At 67.5% G+C, this 16694-nt stretch carries 18 protein-coding genes and 1 pseudogene; 9 read left to right on the forward strand and 10 right to left on the reverse strand.

Annotation, left to right across the window (positions count from 1 at the left end):
- The first annotated feature begins 203 nt into the window (after positions 1 to 203).
- Entirely contained in the window at positions 204 to 869 is a 666-nt protein-coding gene (locus B7K21_RS09895) for a protein NO VEIN domain-containing protein (protein ID WP_159448479.1), read from the forward strand.
- Here the strand turns inward: B7K21_RS09895 and B7K21_RS09900 are convergent.
- From B7K21_RS09900 to B7K21_RS09915, 4 genes are all read right to left on the reverse strand, one after another.
- A complete protein-coding gene (locus tag B7K21_RS09900) occupies positions 866 to 1411 on the reverse strand; it encodes a hypothetical protein (RefSeq protein WP_084075264.1) in 546 nt (181 codons plus the stop codon). The genes B7K21_RS09895 and B7K21_RS09900 overlap by 4 nt on opposite strands.
- Before the next feature lie 73 nt (positions 1412 to 1484).
- A complete protein-coding gene (locus tag B7K21_RS09905) occupies positions 1485 to 3275 on the reverse strand; it encodes an SIR2 family protein (RefSeq protein WP_084075265.1) in 1791 nt (596 codons plus the stop codon).
- A gap of 176 nt (positions 3276 to 3451) precedes the next feature.
- Complete coding sequence (locus B7K21_RS09910; RefSeq protein WP_084075266.1) at positions 3452 to 3907, reverse strand: hypothetical protein; 456 nt, start codon at positions 3905 to 3907, stop codon at positions 3452 to 3454.
- The gene (locus B7K21_RS09915) at positions 3900 to 4439 is read right to left on the reverse strand and encodes a hypothetical protein (protein ID WP_144016170.1); all 540 of its coding nucleotides are present in this window, start codon (positions 4437 to 4439) and stop codon (positions 3900 to 3902) included. The genes B7K21_RS09910 and B7K21_RS09915 overlap by 8 nt, the downstream gene beginning before the upstream one ends.
- Positions 4440 to 4515: 76 nt before the next feature.
- On the opposite strand from B7K21_RS09915, the gene B7K21_RS12475 reads away from it, so the two are divergent.
- Positions 4516 to 4986: a hypothetical protein gene (locus B7K21_RS12475; protein ID WP_144016171.1), complete on the forward strand. Its 471-nt coding sequence runs from the start codon at positions 4516 to 4518 to the stop codon at positions 4984 to 4986.
- Between the two features lie 50 nt (positions 4987 to 5036).
- Here B7K21_RS12475 and B7K21_RS09925 read toward each other — a convergent pair whose 3' ends face one another.
- Positions 5037 to 5531, reverse strand: coding sequence for a hypothetical protein (locus B7K21_RS09925; RefSeq protein WP_084075269.1), 495 nt, complete (start codon positions 5529 to 5531; stop codon positions 5037 to 5039).
- Between the two features lie 220 nt (positions 5532 to 5751).
- Here B7K21_RS09925 and B7K21_RS09930 point away from each other — a divergent pair.
- Positions 5752 to 6200: pseudogene (locus B7K21_RS09930) on the forward strand (recombinase family protein).
- Between the two features lie 103 nt (positions 6201 to 6303).
- Here the strand turns inward: B7K21_RS09930 and B7K21_RS09935 are convergent.
- The 5 genes from B7K21_RS09935 to B7K21_RS09955 all read right to left on the reverse strand — a co-directional run bounded on the left by B7K21_RS09935 (position 6304) and on the right by B7K21_RS09955 (position 9343).
- Positions 6304 to 6672, reverse strand: coding sequence for an Rv3654c family TadE-like protein (locus tag B7K21_RS09935; RefSeq protein ID WP_255373769.1), 369 nt, complete (start codon positions 6670 to 6672; stop codon positions 6304 to 6306).
- A complete protein-coding gene (locus B7K21_RS09940) occupies positions 6669 to 7013 on the reverse strand; it encodes a TadE/TadG family type IV pilus assembly protein (protein WP_144016172.1) in 345 nt (114 codons plus the stop codon). Before B7K21_RS09940 ends, B7K21_RS09935 begins: the two co-directional genes overlap by 4 nt.
- Entirely contained in the window at positions 7010 to 7210 is a 201-nt protein-coding gene (locus B7K21_RS09945; protein WP_234989271.1) for a DUF4244 domain-containing protein, read from the reverse strand. Before B7K21_RS09945 ends, B7K21_RS09940 begins: the two co-directional genes overlap by 4 nt.
- A gap of 139 nt (positions 7211 to 7349) precedes the next feature.
- The gene (locus B7K21_RS09950; RefSeq protein WP_084075273.1) at positions 7350 to 8303 is read right to left on the reverse strand and encodes a hypothetical protein; all 954 of its coding nucleotides are present in this window, start codon (positions 8301 to 8303) and stop codon (positions 7350 to 7352) included.
- The gene (locus B7K21_RS09955) at positions 8300 to 9343 is read right to left on the reverse strand and encodes a TadA family conjugal transfer-associated ATPase (protein ID WP_234989272.1); all 1044 of its coding nucleotides are present in this window, start codon (positions 9341 to 9343) and stop codon (positions 8300 to 8302) included. The genes B7K21_RS09950 and B7K21_RS09955 overlap by 4 nt, the downstream gene beginning before the upstream one ends.
- A 202-nt stretch (positions 9344 to 9545) precedes the next feature.
- On the opposite strand from B7K21_RS09955, the gene B7K21_RS09960 reads away from it, so the two are divergent.
- From B7K21_RS09960 to B7K21_RS09985, 6 genes are all read left to right on the forward strand, one after another.
- Positions 9546 to 10400, forward strand: a complete 855-nt coding sequence (locus B7K21_RS09960; RefSeq protein ID WP_084075275.1) for an HAD family phosphatase — start codon at positions 9546 to 9548, stop codon at positions 10398 to 10400.
- A gap of 338 nt (positions 10401 to 10738) precedes the next feature.
- Complete coding sequence (locus tag B7K21_RS09965; RefSeq protein ID WP_084075276.1) at positions 10739 to 12007, forward strand: extracellular solute-binding protein; 1269 nt, start codon at positions 10739 to 10741, stop codon at positions 12005 to 12007.
- 59 nt (positions 12008 to 12066) lie between these two features.
- Positions 12067 to 12945, forward strand: a complete 879-nt coding sequence (locus tag B7K21_RS09970; protein ID WP_084075277.1) for a carbohydrate ABC transporter permease — start codon at positions 12067 to 12069, stop codon at positions 12943 to 12945.
- Positions 12935 to 13849 (forward strand): carbohydrate ABC transporter permease, encoded by a 915-nt coding sequence (locus B7K21_RS09975; RefSeq protein ID WP_084075278.1) that lies wholly within the window; start codon positions 12935 to 12937, stop codon positions 13847 to 13849. The genes B7K21_RS09970 and B7K21_RS09975 overlap by 11 nt, the downstream gene beginning before the upstream one ends.
- The gene (locus tag B7K21_RS09980; protein ID WP_084075279.1) at positions 13846 to 15414 is read left to right on the forward strand and encodes a glycoside hydrolase family 5 protein; all 1569 of its coding nucleotides are present in this window, start codon (positions 13846 to 13848) and stop codon (positions 15412 to 15414) included. Before B7K21_RS09975 ends, B7K21_RS09980 begins: the two co-directional genes overlap by 4 nt.
- Positions 15414 to 16646 carry an ROK family transcriptional regulator gene (locus tag B7K21_RS09985; protein WP_084075280.1) on the forward strand — a complete coding sequence of 411 codons (1233 nt, stop codon included), beginning with the start codon at positions 15414 to 15416 and terminating at the stop codon, positions 16644 to 16646. The genes B7K21_RS09980 and B7K21_RS09985 overlap by 1 nt, the downstream gene beginning before the upstream one ends.
- The last annotated feature ends 48 nt before the right edge of the window (positions 16647 to 16694 follow it).

Genomic DNA, 16694 nt, shown 5'->3' on the forward strand with positions numbered 1-16694 from the left:
CTGGCACAAGGACCATGCGGGCGAGCCCGCCATCGTGGCGTGGTCCGAGGCCATCGGCCCACTTGAGACAATCACGTGGGCGTGGCAGGCACGTGGCACGCGTGGCAGGGCACGCGGCAAGCCGACAGTCGGTCCCACTTGGCAGATGCCCATCGCCAACACGACGTACCTCGACGTACCTCGACGTGCCAGTGACGCGCACGATGCTGAATGCGCGATACGGCGAGCTCGTTGGCCTGCTCGACGAGATCAAGGACGACATCGAGGGCACGCCGTACCTGCCGTTCCAGAACTACGGCGGTCGCGAGCTCCGAGCACAGCAGGGCTACCTTGCCAAGTTCCCCACGCGACTAGTTGCGGCATTGTTTGACTTGCCGACTGTCGAAGCAAGGCCGACCGGCGCAGGAGCGGCATCGACCCCGGCTGCCAATGCGAGCCCCAGGAAGTCGAAGGGCCAGGGGTACATGGCGGACGCTCAGGTACGGACTGCGCTGGAGGCTCACGCCGTTGCCATGGCGAAGGAGTACTACCTCGCGGCGGGCGCGACGAAGATCGAGGAGCTCGGCAAGCCGTACGACCTGCGCGTCATGATTGACGGGGTTGAGCGCCACGTCGAGGTGAAGGGGTCGAGCGGCGAGGACATCGAGTCTGTGCAGCTGACCCAGGGCGAGGTTGATCACGCAGCTGACTGGCAGCCGACCGATATGCTTGTTGTTGACGCGATCTCGGCGGCACGGGACGAGGCAGGAAACGTGACGACGAGTGGCGGCACGGTGCGGTTGTGGTCCGAATGGGAGCCTGCGCCTTCGGCCCTCCGACCCACCCACCTCCGGTATTCACTTCCCGATTCGATACCTTCAGGGGTCTAGGGTGCCGATTTGCCAGCGCCTGCCGACTCCGGCGGCCCGTCGCGATACTCAAGTTCCGCTGCCATCGTGTCCTCAAGGACCTGGATTGGGTGTGGCTCGTCAGACGGCCTCTTGCCCAATTCGACGATGGACCAGACGCAGGCGTGCAAGTACGTGGACACCGCGTCAATGTCGTTTCGAATCGAGTCGCTTGCCACGAGTCGCGCGAGAGCAACGTTCTCGTTGAAATCGCCCGTGATCAGCTCCCAAACGTGGTCGTAGTTCTCGACCCCTGGGTAGGTCGGCTGGCCGAAGTTGAACTGCTCCTCGTTGAAGTGACGGCGGATCTTGGCGTCGGCCCGCTGCGCGGAGAGGAGGAGTCCCGCATACGCGCTCCGGCGTTCGTCTCGCTTGCGGTCGGCAACCAGCGCGGCGCGCGCGCGTTCGTCTCGCTTGGCCTGAGCGCGGTTCTGCCACACGACTGCACCCCACGAGATCAGGCCCGCCACGACAGCACCGATGACGGCCCATGCACCGGAGGGAAGTTCGTTCAGCCAATCCATGACGGAACTCTATTGGCGTTGGCGAGACGGTGCCGTGGTTTCTCCGGGGCACCAGCGCCCCCCATCGAACTCACTACCAGCGCTTGTGGCGCTCAAGCCGCGCCCTTAGGCCATCGAGAGCAGTCGGGATGTCATCGCCGATCGCGCTCTCCCAGTCTTTACGGAAGCGCTCGAAGTTCAAGTTGTCGACGAAGCGTTGTTCGGCATGTGGTCGGCCATCCTCGTCCCACTGGAACTCACCGCAGAACTCGCCTGAGTGGGGTCCATACACGAACGCCTTGCCGCGAGGAGCGACGTGCTGAAGGAGGGCGACTCGATACTCAGCGTCATCAAAGGCTTCACGCGCTCGCGAGATAGGGACGAAGTCAAGGACGACCGTTTGCATCATGTCCCGCGCGCGGTGGCTGCCCGGGTATATCCACCCGCCGGCACCCTTGGCCCTCGCGACGGAGTTGATCACGTCGGCGTTGAGGACTGCCTCCACGTGGGTCACGAAGACGCCCGGAACGCGCTCGCGCTCACCCAGCGTGCGCAGCGCCCGCGACTCCAGGGACGCCTTAATGAGGGTTGAGTCGCGATGCGTCTCAGCCCCTACGACTGCGTATGTGTAGGTTGCAAGCAGCGCGGGCAGCCGAACAAGGTCGCGAATCACGTCACCGGGGACTCGCGTGGCAGGCAATGGTGGCCCATCGAGTAGCCGCTGAACCACGCGAGTCCAGAGAGCGTCATGGCTTCCGTCGTCGTGAAAGACGCCATGTCCCAAGACTCTCAGCAAGGGCTGGGTCGAAGCCGCGAGTTCGTCGGCCGCGTCCTCCACTTCTTGGTAGTCGTGTGAACCTTGTGCGAACCTGTCGAACATTGACGCGATCGCCTCGATGACAGCATCGACCTCGCTCATGACGAGGTCATGGAGGTCGACACGCCTCACCGGGTCCGCAACGTAGCGCTTCGCTCTGGCGATCATCAGGTCAAGAGAGAGTGGAGACACCGCGATGCGCTCGAGCGCCTCAACGTTCTCTTTGAGGGAAGTGAACAACGCGTCTGCCGTGTCCGCTTGCAGCACCCGACCATCGCGAACGCTCAGAATCCGTTGGGCATTCTCACCCTTACTCGATCGCGCGTCCCAGTAAAGCGAATAGCGGCGGCTAGACGCATCCTCGATAGCACGAACCAAGGCCGTGTCCCAGTCCGCCGACCATCCGGAGACAACCAGACCATAGTCCTCGACCACCTGCCGAAGGAGGTCTACCCATGGCTGCGGATACTCGCCGAGTTCCGTCTCGGTGTTGAGCGAGTCGACTTCTCGGTAGTCCCCGTGCAGCTTCACGAGCGTCACCGCCGCGTGCACGAGCGGGGTCATGCCCTTGACCGCCTCGGGGCGCGACACGATCTGTGGCTCGACCCCGATCTCCGCCAGCGCCTGCTCCATCAACCGGTCGAAGTTCGTGGTGACGATCACTTTGATATAGCCACGCTGAGCAAGGGATGCAATCGCTCGATGCGCGGACGAGGGCACGCCAGTAGCCTCATCGTCGCCCGCCGGAGGTTCGAAGAAGCCTTTCAGAAGGCCTTGGCGCTCGCTCGGCGTGTCGGCGAGCTTCTCGAGCAGTGACGAATACCCCAGCGGTCCGTCGAACTTGTCACGCCACCACGCCTCTGGGTCTTCGCGTGCCCGCTCGGAACTCTCGGCGTTACCGCGATCCACCAGCGCGGCAACCCGCGCCGTGAGGTCTTGGACGACGCCCCAGCCGGTTGGTACGCCAGCCCCGCGTGAAACTCCAGAGCCAAGTAGGACGGCATACACGCCAGGTTGCGCGTGGACAGAGGTGGCAAGCACGATGTCGTTCGAGAGGGATGCGGCCATAGAGCTAGTGTGGCGTTCCTTGTGCACACGCAGAAGACCCAGGCGACTGAAGTCGGTTGGGACTGCTGAAGGTTGAGGTGACTAGAGTTACCAGAATCTTCAGCAGTCCCGCCCCGGGCCATGTGATGCAGATCGGCTGGGGTTCTCCTAGGGGCACGCACCCACTCCTGGCCGCCCTAGAGGGACTCCCACAATGCGACGGATGGCGCGGTATCGAGGTCATCGTCGAACGTTTGCTCGAACGGGTCACCCTGAGCAACCACTGCCTCGTCGTCCGCGATCGGCTTACCAGCCTGAGGGTCAATGCGGAGGGTCTCAACCTTGGTCTCCCACTTCGGCGAAGCGAGGAGTGTCCCGAAGGTACCAGTTCCGCCGGTGTTGACCTTTCTGGTTCGGAACGTGCGAGCGAGTGTGAGACGTGGAGCAACATCGATTGCGCGAACAAGTGCCTTGACCCGGCGGACGCCCCCGAGGTTCTCCCCTGTGTCCGGGTCCGCGACGTCAACTGTGTTCGCGTCGAAGATGTAGAAGGTAGCGCCGACTTCGACGCCATCGTCTAGACCCCGGTTCAGGATTACTTCTCGGTCCGAGACGATCCTCGCAACCTTGCCCTTGACTCCATCGTCACTCATCGGAAGCCCCTTCGTCTCTGGACATCTCTGCGAGCAGTTCGTGACCCGCGCGGTTCTGTACTCGAGCCAACTCGACCGCCTTGGGTTCGACTTCCTGCCACGGTCCGACCGACTGCGCGACGAGTTTATTGGCCTTCTGGAGGTTGGTCTGCACAAAGGCCAACCCGCTGTCAATGTGCTCTGGAACACCATCGACCTCATTGAGGCGTGCGCGCACAGTGCCAATGTTCCCCACTTCTTCAGTGATGGCGGCACTCGCGTTGTACGCGTTCGCGAGTGCCGAAGCAGCCTGATTCCCGAAGTTTGGCGGCTTGGGCGAGGTCTGAAGCGAAAGACCCATCAGCAGCGTGATTGCTGGGACGCCTGCGGCAGTCACCCAGTCAGGCCAGTCGTGGTCCGAAGCAACCTGCGCCAACACGATCGCTGCGGCCAAGAGACCGAGAAAGACGATTGCGCGAATCCATGTGACCGGCAAGAGCCGTCCGCGGACTTCAAGCACCACGGCGTGCTCCTGCTCCTGACCTCGCGTCATACACGGCATGGTAGCGATGTGCATCGGTCGTGGTGGGAAAACGACGTCGCCCTCCGGACCACGCTAACGTCACACCATGGACACTGCGACCTGGGTGAACATCGGGCTCTTCCTGCTCACCGGAGTGAGCGTGTTTGTTGCGGCACGATCCCTGAACTCCGAGCGTCGTGCCCAGAAAGATGCCGGTCGGCTACGAGCCGAGTTGGTGGCCGCCAACGAACGCGTGGCACAGGCGCTCGAAAGATCTCGGGAACTCGCCGAAGGCGCCACACCAGTACACCCGATCGAGTTCCGCCAAGTTGCGCGGCACGAGTGGCGGCTCTATAACCAGGGTCGGGAGCGGATGATCGAAGTCACGTTGTCGACGCCGGCCGCGCCGGGCGAGCTGATGTTCCCAGGCGGTCAACCTCCAATCTCGTGCCTGGAGCCGGGCGACTTCATAAGGGTGCTTCACGAGCCGTCGCTAGCGACTCCTTCGCACCTCCAGGCCGAGATCGCTTGGCGCGACACCGCTGGGCGAGAGCATCGCGTCACCCGCACGCTCTAGTGCGATCCAGACAGACGCTTTGACTCGCGGACGTGGCTGTGCTGGATCCGCTACGGCAGAGTCGTCTTGACCGTCACGCGCGTACCAGCCTCGGGGTCGTCCCAGGCGATCGCAAGCGTCAGGTCAGTCGCCATTCCCATGTGCCGAAAGATCCTGAACGTTCCCGAGAGTCCTTCTTCGAGTTCGTCCTTTGGGAACGTCTCGCTGTGTACCAGTCCGGGGTCCGCTTCGAGCACCTTGAGTTCCACGTTACTCACAGAGCCTGGCCCTTGGTTGGTCAGTCGCCAGGCATCCTTGTCTTCGACACTCAGACCCCACCGGGTCTTCTTCTGCGAGGAGCGTGCGAGCTCGTTCGACTCTTCGAGGGCCGTGGCCACGCGCTTCTGCGCCGCCGCCGACTCTCGGGCGGACTCCAGTGCGGCTCGCTCGTGGCCGCTGGCCTGACTCGCCGAGGTACGAGCGGACCTGGCCTGATTCGCCGCTACGACCACGCCAATCGCCGTGAGGAGCATGATGCCCAAGTTGATCCAGTTCGAAGCGTTCATGAAGACAGGGTAGCGAGGAGCACCCACGCGGATACTTGCGCGAGGAACCACTCATGCACTCTCACGAAACATCCCTGGAAAACCAGAAACTCATGCCGTGCGGTGGGCGCGGCGAGACCAAGCCCCGCGACGCATTCGCGTTTCGCAATGGGCGGCGCAGATGGCGGCAGTCGTGGTGCCGTGCATGCATGACCACCTACCAGCGCACTCGGGGCGCATCATGACGCGCGCCGCGATCTACACCCGCGTCTCGACCACAGACCAGGTCGAGAACACTTCATTGCCCGAGCAGCGCCGCCAGCGCGGGGCCGAAGTCGAGCGACGAGGTTGGCGGTTAGCGAGCGCATACGAGGACGCCGGGGTAGGAGGCGCCCGTGCGGACAGCCAGCCTGCAACCGGATGCTGGCAGACGGAAGCGATGGCGAGTTCGATGCTCTCATCGTCCCCAACATCTCCCGGTCTTCACGACGTACTTCTCACGCGTTCACCCAGGTCGAGCGCCTCGAGGATGCTGGCGTCGCGCTCGTCTCTGTTCAGGAGAACTTCGATCTGACAAGACCCGCAGGCGAGGCGGTGTTCGGTATGGCGGCGGTACTCGCCCAGTTGGACCGTGAACAGCTCCTCGCAAGGACCGTAGCCGGACAGCGCGCCAAGAACCGCAATGACTAGTGGCTCCGGGGCAAACCACCCTTCAGTTTGCGACTCGAGGGATACAAGCGAACCGCCGCACCCGTCCACGACGGCTGCGAGCGGCCCGAGGTGGTGCCGCCCGTCACCTCGAGAAAGACGGGCCCGCACGGGCGCTCGCCACCACAGGGCCCAGCACCGAGCCGTCGCGCAGCACCACGGTGATGTCACCGTCGCTCGACGCGAGGCAGTTCGCGAGTTCGACGCCGTTGAGCCCCGCCGCTTCGCGAGCCCGGGTGCACCCTGTACCGGGGTGGAGCCTCTCGCCGACGGCGCCCGCGAGGGCCGCGAGATCGGCGGCTCCTTGGGTGCGGGCGCGGGCGGAGATCGCGCCGCTGCCTGTCGCGATCGCCACAGCGCAGGCGACCGCCACAGCCATCAGCGCGACGACCAGCGGCATCGCTGAGCCTCGATCCCGACACCAGTCGGTGCCGCCTGCGAGCCGCGCCTTCACGGCTGCTCCGGCAGATGCAGCGTCGCCTCAACGGGTGGGAGCAGCCCTCGTCCCGGCATCGACACTGTCGCGGCGACCGCGCCGGGGACCCGCGCCACATCCACGCGCGCGCCGGGCGCGACCGACTGGCCGGCAGCACGCGCGGCTGCGAGGTCCTCCACCAGCGCGGTGCGTGCCGCCGCGGCGGCAGCGTGCTCCACGAGGATGGCCCGCTGCCCCCATGCCGCCGTACCCGCGATGAGGCCAAGCATGAGCACGAGGGCGGGCAGCGCCATCGCGAGCTCCACAGTCGCGGAGCCACGATCGCTGGGGAGCCGCCGCAGGCGCGGCCGCGTGTTCATCCGCCGAAGGCGCCGCGGAGGACTCCCGCGAGGAGCTCGCGCACCTCGTCGGAGCGGATCAGCGCGACGAGCACTCCCGCGAAGGCGGCGGCAGCGACCGTGACCATGGCGTACTCGACCGTCGCCATCCCACGATCGTCGAGCCTCGCCGCTCGCCGCTCCATGACCGTCTTCGCCCGCATCGACCACGACTTCATGACCACTCTCCTTCCGTGAGCGGACGCCCCCATGGCGTCCGTGCGATCCAGCGTGCGCGGCGGCGCTCGTGGCGTCGGAGCGACAGCGCGGATCTGTGGACAGGCGCACCCCACCGGGTGACCGGGGACGACGACTTCCTCATGGAAGGAGCCCGCCCGAGCGAGCGACGGCGATCAGCATCGGGACCACGCCCACGAGCACGAACGACGGCAGGAGGCACAGCGACAGCGGCAGCGCGGCGCGGACGCTGAGCTGTGAGACGGCGAGCTCACGCGCCGCCGCCGACCGTCGTACCTCGGAGCGCCGGGCGGCCGCGAGCGCGGGTCCGGGCGCCGCCCCGGAGCGCCAGGCCCAGCGCAGAGCCTCCTCGACAGGGGCAAGCGACGGCGACTCGTGAGCCCCGCGCGCCCACGCCTCCTCCCACCGGGACCCGGCTCGCAGCGCAGTTCCGGCTCGCGTGAGCCCCGAGCCCGCGAGCGGGGTCTCTGGGACCAGCGCCGCGCCGACGGAGGCGAGCGCACCGGCGAGGTCGGCCCCACTTGCGACGCTCGCCTCGAGGAGCGCGAGCGCGAGACCGACCGCCTCTTCCTCGACCGGTGGTGGCGCCGTGGCGCGCGCGGTCATGCGGGTCAGCCAGCGGCGTCCAGCGAGGGCGAGCAGCACGGCGACGGCCACGAGTGCCACTCCCCACGGCTCGCGGACGATGCTCAGGGACGCCGGGTCGATCGCCGCCGAGAAGGCGATGCCAACAGCAGGCAGCCATCCGAGGATCCGGGCGCTCAGCCGTGCGCCGCCCATCCCCGCCTCCGCACGGGCACCGGCGTCAGCGCGCGCCTCCAGCTGCGCGACGACTGCCTCGACGAGCGGCACGAGCGGGCTGCCAGTGGTGCGCGCGAGCCGCGCGGACGCGCGAATGCCCGCGGGCGCACCTGCGGGGGCGCCATCCGGATCGACCTCAGTGAACCCCGAAGCGAGCCACGCGGCCTCCGGCGGAGCGCCCGCGCGCAGCAGACCCACCGCTGCGGCGACACCACCGGGATCGTCGGGCGAGGCACGCGGCGCGCGCTGAGCGCGCGTGAGGAGCCGCCTCACGCGGCACTCGCGAGCTCCGCCAGTGCTGGCCAGCCCTGACCTGGGACGGCGGTGCCGTCGGCGGCGACCGCGACGGCGGTGCGCACTCCCAGGCCCGGGTCCTCGCGCACGAGGTGCGCGATCTCCCGCACCCTCCTCATCCCGTCACGGCCGCGCTGGAGGTGGATCACGGCGTCGAAGCCCGCGGCCGCGTGAAGCGCGACAGCGTCGGCCGTCATGCCCGCGAGGGCGCCGAGAGCGACGAGGCGCGCGGGAACGTCGGCCGCGGAGTTCGCGTGCAGCGTCGCCATGCCTCCTCGATGTCCGGTGTTGAGCACGAGCAGCACCTCGCGAAGCTCCGCGCCGCGGCACTCTCCCAGAACGATCCGGTCAGGCCTCATGCGCAGCGCTTCGCGGACGAGCGCGGCGAGCGTGACGGCCCCCGCGCCGTCGACGTTCGGCCGGCGTTCCACGAGCCTCACGACGTGCGGGTGCGTCGGGCGCGCCTCGCCCGCCTCCTCGATGAGCACGATGCGCTCCTCGGGAGGGACCTCGGTGAGCAGCGAGGCGAGCAGTGTCGTCTTCCCTGCGCCGGTGGCGCCCGTCACGAGCACAGAGGCCCGAGCGTGCACGAGCGCCCGGAGCACTGCGGCGACCTGAGGAGCGAGCGAGCCGGAGCGCTCGAGCTGCTCGAGCGTCGGCGCGGCCCGCGGGACGAGGCGCACTGAGACGGCCGCGCAGCCGTCCGCGACCGGGGGCAGCACGGCGTGGAGCCGTGCCCCGTTGGGGAGGCGCGCATCCACGCACGGTGCCGCGTCGTCGAGCCTTCGCCCGGCGAGCGCGGCGAGCCGCACCGCGAGCGCCCGCAGCTCCCCCGGCGAGCCGATCGCGAGGTCCACGCGCTCGAGGCCTCCGCCGCGGTCGAGCCAGGCCTCGCCGGGGGCATGCACGAGTACGTCGGTCACGCCGGGCAGCATGAGCAGCTCGGCCAGCGGCCCGGCCCAACCGAACTCGGCAGGCGGTGCACCGGCGCGCATCGGGGTCGTCGAGGGGCCTGTCATGCGGCGAGCCTTGTGCGCGCCGCCGTGGCACCAGTGCCGGTTGGGTCCGTACTGTGGATACCGGGCCCGTCCGGAGGGATGTGGACACTCCGCCGGGCGGGCCCGCCTTCCCGGCACCGGTCGCATCGGCCCGTTTCCGACGCGCCGGTCACCGGTACCGCGTCGGCCCTCCCAGGTACGCTGAGAGCGGGAAGGAGCAGGGATGTCGCAGACCTCGATGCGCGCCGCCTCACGCGCTGCCTCGCGCCGCCTGCCGCGCCGTGCCCACCCGACTGCGGCGTTCTTCGACCTCGACAAGACGATCATCGCCACGAGCTCGTCCTCGGCGTTCGGCCGGTCATTCCTCGACGAGGGTCTGCTCACCCGCGCCGACGCGCTACGCGCCGCCTACGCGCAGTTCCTGTTCCAGGTGGGAGGCGCGGACGAGCGCCAGACGAGCCGCCTGCGCGACGCGCTCAGCGAACTCATCGAGGGCTGGGACGTCGCGACGGTGCGGCGCATCGTCGCCGAGACCCTGCACGAGCACATCGACCCCGTCGTCTACGCGGAGGCGCTCGAGCTGATCCGCCGCCACCAGGACAACGGGCGCGACGTCATCATCGTCTCGGCCTCGGTGGTCGACGTCGTGCAACCCATCGCCGACCTGCTCGGCGCCGACGGCATCATCGCGTCCGAGCTGGAGACCGACGGTGGCCGCTACACAGGAAACGTCACGCGCTACGTGTTCGGCCAGGCCAAGGCCGACGCGATCGCCGAGCTCGCGGACGAACGCGGCTACGACCTGCGGCACAGCTACGCGTACTCGGACTCGATCACCGACGCGCCCATGCTCTCGGTGGTAGGCCATGGCTTTGCCGTCAACCCTGACCGCTTGATGCGGCGCGCGGCGATCGAGCACGGCTGGGGCATGCTGCGCTTCAGAAAGCCCGTCTCGCTCGGATCACCGGTCACGCCCAAGGAGGCCACGATCATCGCGCTGTCGATCGGACTGGGCCTGGCGTTCGGCTGGTGGCTGTTCCGCACGCTCACGCGCTACGCGGGCGACCGGCCGACCTGAGCGCCCCAGCGCGACAGGAGACGCCAGTGCGGGCGTGTGAACCCTCGGTTCTGCCCGTGCGTCGCCGCAGAGACGGCTTGGCAACGTGCCCATACCCCTTGCCGGGTGATCCGAGCTCACGTGAACTGCGCTGCAGTGTCCGCTGCGATGAGAGTTGCCTCGGCTTCGACCATGAGTTAGGCTAACTCTTGAAATTAGGGTCATCGAGACCTCAGCATCCACGGGCTCACCGTCGAGTCCTGCCAAGGAAGCGGAGGTGCTGCCGCCCCGATTTCGCCCTGCTCCGCAGGCACATCACCGGACCGACCCGCTCGGGCCGCACCGAAGGAAGGTATTCAATGAAGAAGCATCTCCGAACCGCAGCGGGATGGACCACGCTCGCGGGCCTGACACTCCTCGCCGCCGGTTGCTCGGACGCTGGCGGCGCAGAACCCACCGAGGACGGCACCACCCCCGCCGTCGCCGACGGAGGATCGCTCACCGTCTGGGTCATGGGCGACTCCAGCGCGAACTTCGAGCAGCTCGTCGCCCCCTTCGCCGCCGACACCGGCACTGAGGTGGAGGTCGTGGCAATCCCCTGGGATGCCATTGACGAGCGCATCACGACCGCAGTCGGATCGGGCGATGGCCCCGACCTGCTCCAGATCGGACTCTCGAAGCTGCGCACCTTCGCCGACGCGGGGGTCCTCATGGATCTCAGCGACGCGACCGGCGACCACCCCGCGATCGATCCGTCCAACTTCCCTTCCGGCGCAGCGAGCGCCGTGGGGGAAGAACTCGTCAGCGTGCCGTGGGTCTCGGACACACGCGTGCTCTTCACCCGCGACGACATCCTGTCGGAGGCCGGCATCGACGCGCCACCGAGCACATGGGAGGAGTTGCTCGACGCGGCGTCAACGCTCGCCGCCCGCGGTGGCGATCAGTACGGCTACTACATCCCCCAATGGGACAGCCCGCTGCCGCTCGAGATGACCTGGAGCTACGGCGGCGACGTCGTCACCGACGGCGCGATCGACTTCGACACCCCCGAGTTCCATGCCGCTGTGGACACCTACCTGCAGCTCTACTCGGACGGCTCGGTGCCCGTCAACGGGGACTTCGACCAGACCCAGGGCTTCGTCTCTGGCATCGCGCCGATGCTGATCTCCGGCCCGTACCTCGCGTCCTCGATCTCGAGCGCGGCGCCGGAGCTCGACGGCTCCTGGTCCGTATCCCTGATCCCCGGTGGCGACGGCCACGATCCTGTGTCGCTGTTCGCCGGCTCGAACCTCGGAGTCTGGGGCTCGACCGATAACCCCGACGGAGCCCTGGCGCTGCTCGAGTATCTCTCCGAGCCCGCTACACAGCTCGAGTGGTACTCGATCCAGGGCGAGCTCCCGGCGGCATCGGCTGCACTGTCCGACGCCTCGCTGGCGGCGGATCCGATGGTCGCCGTCTACACCGAGCAGCTCGCTTCGTCCAACGCCGTGCCGCTCGTGCCCGACTGGGACGGCGACACCGGGGCGGCACTGCTGGAGGCCCTGAACTCCATCGCCCTCCAGGGAGCAGACCGCGACTCGACGCTCCAGGCACTGTTCGACGCGACCACCGGCACGCCGACCAGCTGACCGCACCCCGGGGGCGGGCCCGCCGGCCCGCCCCCGGCACTCAACCCGAGAGGGGAACCATGCGCACGCGCGCACTGCCGTACCTGTTCGTGGGGCCAGCGCTCACCTTGCTTCTGCTGTTCGGCGTGCTGCCGGTGCTCGTCGCGCTCGGCGTGAGTCTCACGGACATGGACATCGCGGGCCTCGCCGACGCGAGCAACATCCAGTTCATCGGCCTCGACAACTACCAGGCGCTGTTCGCCGACGGCGACTTCTGGGAGGCACTCGGGGTCACAGGCACGTTCGTCATCGTGGGCGTGCCTGCGATCGTGGTGATCTCCCTTGCAATCGCGATCGCGCTGGACTACGCGGCACCCCGTTTCGTGGCGATCCTCCGTACCGCGTTCTTCGTCCCCGCCATCACCGGCATCGTCGCCGTCTCACTGGTCTGGGGCTACCTGTACAACTTCCAGTTCGGACTGTTCAACTGGATTCTGACCAGCGTGGGCGCTGAGCCTGTGCAGTGGCTGTCGGATCCCACGATGGCCAAGGTCTCAGTGGGAATGGTCGCCGTGTGGCGAGGGATCGGCCTCAACACGATCATCCTGCTCGCCGCCCTCCAGAGCATCCCGCACGAGTATCGCGAAGCGGCATCGCTGGACGGTGCAGGTCAATGGCGCACGACGTTCTCGATCGTGCTGCCCCTGCTGCGGTTCGCGCTCTTCTTCGTGACCGTCACGACGACCATCGCGTGGCTCCAGTTCTTCGACGAACCGTTCGTGCTGACAGATGGAGGCCCGCTCGGCGCGACGACATCGATCTCGCTCTTCCTCTACAAGGAAGGCTTCCGGCTCAAGGAGTTCGGGTACGCCAGCGCGGGGTCGGTGATCCTCTTCATCGTCATCGCCGCCGTCACGATCGTTCAACTGCGCCTGAGGAGGGCCGACCATGTCTCTTGATCAGCTCGAACAGCGCCCCACCGTCGTGACCGCTGACGCGAAGTCCCCACACGTCCGTCGCCGGTCTCGCGGCATGCGGACGCGCCATGGCGCGACGCGCAGGCTCACCATCACCCTCACCCTGGCTCTCGTCATCGGCGGTCTGCTCACCGCCTTTCCGCTCATCTGGATGCTCACCGGCAGCTTCAAGCCTCAACGCGAGGCGCTCGACTATCCGCCAAGCCTGCTGCCACACGAGCCGACCATCGCGAACTACATGCGACTGTTCACCGAGATGGACTTCGGCCGCTATCTGGTCAACACCATCGCGCTGGTAGGCATCAGCGCGATCGGCCTGATCTTCATGGCAATGGCTGGCTACGCGTTCGCGAAGTTCACGTTCCGCGGCAAGGAGGCCATGTTCTTTCTGGTGCTCGCGACGCTGATGGTTCCCGTGCAGGTCACGATGATCCCCACGTACCTGATCCTCGCGAAGTCGTCCCTCACCAACACCCTCATCGGAATGGCGCTGCCCACGCTCGTCAGCGGCTTCGGCATCTTCCTGTTCCGGCAGTTCATGTCGACCATCCCCGACGAGTTGCTCGAAGCCGCCCGCTTGGACGGCGCCAGCGAGTACCGCATCTTCTGGCGCATCGTCATGCCGATGTCGGGCCCCATCCTCGCCGTACAAGCGGTGCTCGTGTTCATCGCCTCGTGGAACTCGTTCCTGTGGCCGCTCATCATCGCGAGCGACCAGAACCTCTACACGCTGTCCGTGGGGATCGCACTGCTCAACCAACAGATCGCCGTCGATCCTGCGCTGCAGATGGCGGGCGCGAGCCTGATGGTCGTGCCGGTTCTGATCGTCTTCCTGTTCTTCCAGCGCTACGTGGTGCAGGGCTTCACGATGTCGGGGCTGAAGTGACCGCCGCAGCGCACACGGGCGCACCCGTCCAGGCACCGCCGCAGGGGTTCCTCCGTGCAGAGGGCACGCATCTCGTCGACGATGCGGGGCTGCGACTGCCCCGTGGCGTGGGGCTCGGCAACTGGCTGCTTCCCGAGGGCTATATGTGGCTGTTCGGCGACGATGCCGCCTCTCCGCGCGCGATCGAGGCCCTGTTCGCGCGCCTGGCTGGCGACGACTACGCCTCGCACTTCTGGGACGAGTACAGGCGTCGCTACATCACCGAGGCGGACATCTCACGCATAGCAGCGCTCGGCTTCGACCATGTGCGCGTACCGATCAACGCGCGCGTCATCCAGGGAGCGGACGGCGACCCCCTGTCGGCCGGGTATGCCTTGCTCGACGACGTGGTCCGCTGGTCAGAGCGGCACGGGATACGCGTGCTTCTCGACCTGCATGGCGCGCCCGGCGGCCAGACGGGCACCAACATCGACGACTCGGCGCGCGGCAGGCCCGATCTCTTCCTCGACCCACACAACCTCGAGTTGACTGAGCGTCTGTGGTCGGACCTCGCCACGCACTTCGCCGGCAACCACACGGTCATGGGGTACGACCTGCTGAACGAGCCTCTGCCCGAGGGCTGGCGCAGCCTCACGCCGGACCTGGTCGCTCTGTACCGGCGGCTGACGTCCGCGATCCGCGCCGTCGACGACGATCACCTGATCATGTACGAGGGAACGCACTGGGCCACTGACTTCTCGGCCTTCGACGAGAGATGGGATGACAACCAGGCGCTGCAGTTCCACCGGTACTGGTCACGGCCCGACCGCGAGGGCATCGCAGCCCACCTCGCCCTGCGCGATGACCTCCAGGTCCCGCTGTACATGGGCGAGGGCGGCGAGAACACCCCCGAGTGGATCTACACGTCGATGCGCCTGTACGAAGCAGAGGGGATCGGATGGAACCTGTGGCCCTGGAAGAAGCTCGCGACTCGCACCTCGCCTGTCTCGATCGCTCCGCCTGAGGGCTGGGAGCTCATCCGAACGGCAGCGCAAGGCGGGCCTCATCCGCCACGCGACGAGGCGCAGGCGATCCTCGACGGCCTCCTCGACGCGGTCGCCCTCGAGTCGGCGCACGAGGTGCCCGAGGTGATCGATGCGGCGCTGGGCGCTTCGCCGAGCACCGTGCCCGCGTGGGGCTTCGGCTTCCACGGGGAAGGATCCTCCTACGGCGCCGCCGGGACCTCCCGGATCACCACCTTCCGCGAGGGTGACGCCGTGGCGGTGGTGCACGCTCAACGAGGCGCGCAGGTGCCGAACCCCTTCCAGCAGACGGACGGTCGCCACTATCGACCCGACGAGGTGCTGGTGGTCGAGCTGCCGCCAGGCGGGTGGCTTGAGTACGAGTTCACCGACCCTGAGGCACGCGCCGCCGAATGGACCGCGGTCGACGAGGAGCAGCGCCCCGTGTCCGTGGACGTCACTCCGTCCGCACGGGGCATCCGCGTCGAAGCGACTGGGTCGGGTGCACGCTTCGCCGCCCTCGTGCGCCACGGCGGCGCTGTTCAGACCAGAATGGAGGCGTGATGCCGGATCCGAAGACGCTGCGCCGCACGAACACCAAGTCCGCGACCACGGCAACGCTTCGGCAGCGGCACCGAGCGCAGGTGCTCACGGAGATCCTGCTCGCACAACGCACCACTCGCGCGGAGCTCGCTGAGCAGACGGGCCTCTCGGTCGCCTCGATCACCAGCCTCGTCGCTGGCCTGATCGCGGACGGCGTGGTCGCCGAAGTCGGTTCGCTTGCCTCCCGAGGCGGCCGGCCGGTGACGCTGCTCGCGCCTGACCCGGATGGAGCCTATGCGCTGGGCGCAGACGTCGGCGAACGAGGTGTCGCCGTCGAGCTGTTCGACCTGAGCATGGAGGTGCTCGACCGCGAGGAGGTCGAGGCGGATGAGAGCGAACCCGTGAACCGCATCGTCGACGACATCGATACCGCGGTGTCAGCGTTGCGATCGCGCCATGCCTCCCGCTGGGAGCGGGTCACGGGACTCGGCCTGGCACTGCCCGGCCCGGTCGAGATCAGCGAGGACGGGAGCCAGACCCTGTATGCCCAGAGCCTCGGCTGGGATCCGGTCCCCGTCGGCTCGCTCGCGAGCACGGACCTGCGAGTCTTCGCCGACAACGGCGCGAAGGCTCAGGCACGTGCGGAGATGTGGTTCGGTTCGGCTCGAGGCGCGGAGCACGCCATCGTCGCACTGCTCGGGCGCGGCGTAGGTCTCGGGGTGATCGTGGAGGGGCAGATTCACCGCGGTACGCACTCGAGCGCTGGCGAATGGGGCCACACCACCATCCGGCCGGGCGGACGTCGGTGCCGTTGTGGAAACCTGGGATGCCTCGAGGCGTACGCCGGAGCAGATGCGATCCTGCAGGCTTGGGTCGACGTCGGCGGCGTCCCGTCGGGCTCAGGCTGGGAGGCCATCACCGCACTGCTCGATGCAGCGGATGCCGGCGATGCCGCTGCGCGGAGCGTGGTCGACGATGTCCTGCTGGTGGTCGGCGCATCGCTGGGCGGTCTGGTGAACCTGCTCAACCCAGAGAAGGTCGTCCTGGGAGGCTGGGTGGGCATGCTGCTCATGTCGCGATACGAGGAACGGATCCGGGAAGCGCTAGACGCCCATTCGCTCGCACGCCCCGCAGGGCAGGCCGTCCTCGCACAGAGCACCTTCCAAGGAGATGCCGTCGCGCTCGGAGCGGCCATCCTCGCGCTGGAGCCGCTGCTCGACGGGACCTTCGCGCAGCCGCGACACTCCGTTTAGCCCGATCTAGCAGGGCACTTAACAAACTCTGGAAGAAACCTTGCCTAA

Origin of the sequence: Demequina sp. NBRC 110052, from assembly GCF_002090075.1 — a bacterium.
Taxonomy (GTDB): Bacteria; Actinomycetota; Actinomycetes; order Actinomycetales; family Demequinaceae; genus Demequina.

Coding starts and splice junctions, on each gene's coding strand:
- B7K21_RS09900 (WP_084075264.1), bottom strand. CDS start 1,411: ATGGATTGGCTGAACGAACTTCCCTCCGGTGCATGGGCCGTCATCGGT.
- B7K21_RS09915 (WP_144016170.1), bottom strand. CDS start 4,439: ATGACGCGAGGTCAGGAGCAGGAGCACGCCGTGGTGCTTGAAGTCCGC.
- B7K21_RS09965 (WP_084075276.1), top strand. CDS start 10,739: ATGAAGAAGCATCTCCGAACCGCAGCGGGATGGACCACGCTCGCGGGC.
- B7K21_RS09905 (WP_084075265.1), bottom strand. CDS start 3,275: ATGGCCGCATCCCTCTCGAACGACATCGTGCTTGCCACCTCTGTCCAC.
- B7K21_RS09955 (WP_234989272.1), bottom strand. CDS start 9,343: ATGACAGGCCCCTCGACGACCCCGATGCGCGCCGGTGCACCGCCTGCC.
- B7K21_RS09910 (WP_084075266.1), bottom strand. CDS start 3,907: ATGAGTGACGATGGAGTCAAGGGCAAGGTTGCGAGGATCGTCTCGGAC.
- B7K21_RS12475 (WP_144016171.1), top strand. CDS start 4,516: ATGGACACTGCGACCTGGGTGAACATCGGGCTCTTCCTGCTCACCGGA.
- B7K21_RS09925 (WP_084075269.1), bottom strand. CDS start 5,531: ATGAACGCTTCGAACTGGATCAACTTGGGCATCATGCTCCTCACGGCG.
- B7K21_RS09960 (WP_084075275.1), top strand. CDS start 9,546: ATGTCGCAGACCTCGATGCGCGCCGCCTCACGCGCTGCCTCGCGCCGC.
- B7K21_RS09945 (WP_234989271.1), bottom strand. CDS start 7,210: ATGAAGTCGTGGTCGATGCGGGCGAAGACGGTCATGGAGCGGCGAGCG.
- B7K21_RS09940 (WP_144016172.1), bottom strand. CDS start 7,013: ATGAACACGCGGCCGCGCCTGCGGCGGCTCCCCAGCGATCGTGGCTCC.
- B7K21_RS09895 (WP_159448479.1), top strand. CDS start 204: ATGCTGAATGCGCGATACGGCGAGCTCGTTGGCCTGCTCGACGAGATC.
- B7K21_RS09970 (WP_084075277.1), top strand. CDS start 12,067: ATGCGCACGCGCGCACTGCCGTACCTGTTCGTGGGGCCAGCGCTCACC.
- B7K21_RS09985 (WP_084075280.1), top strand. CDS start 15,414: ATGCCGGATCCGAAGACGCTGCGCCGCACGAACACCAAGTCCGCGACC.
- B7K21_RS09975 (WP_084075278.1), top strand. CDS start 12,935: ATGTCTCTTGATCAGCTCGAACAGCGCCCCACCGTCGTGACCGCTGAC.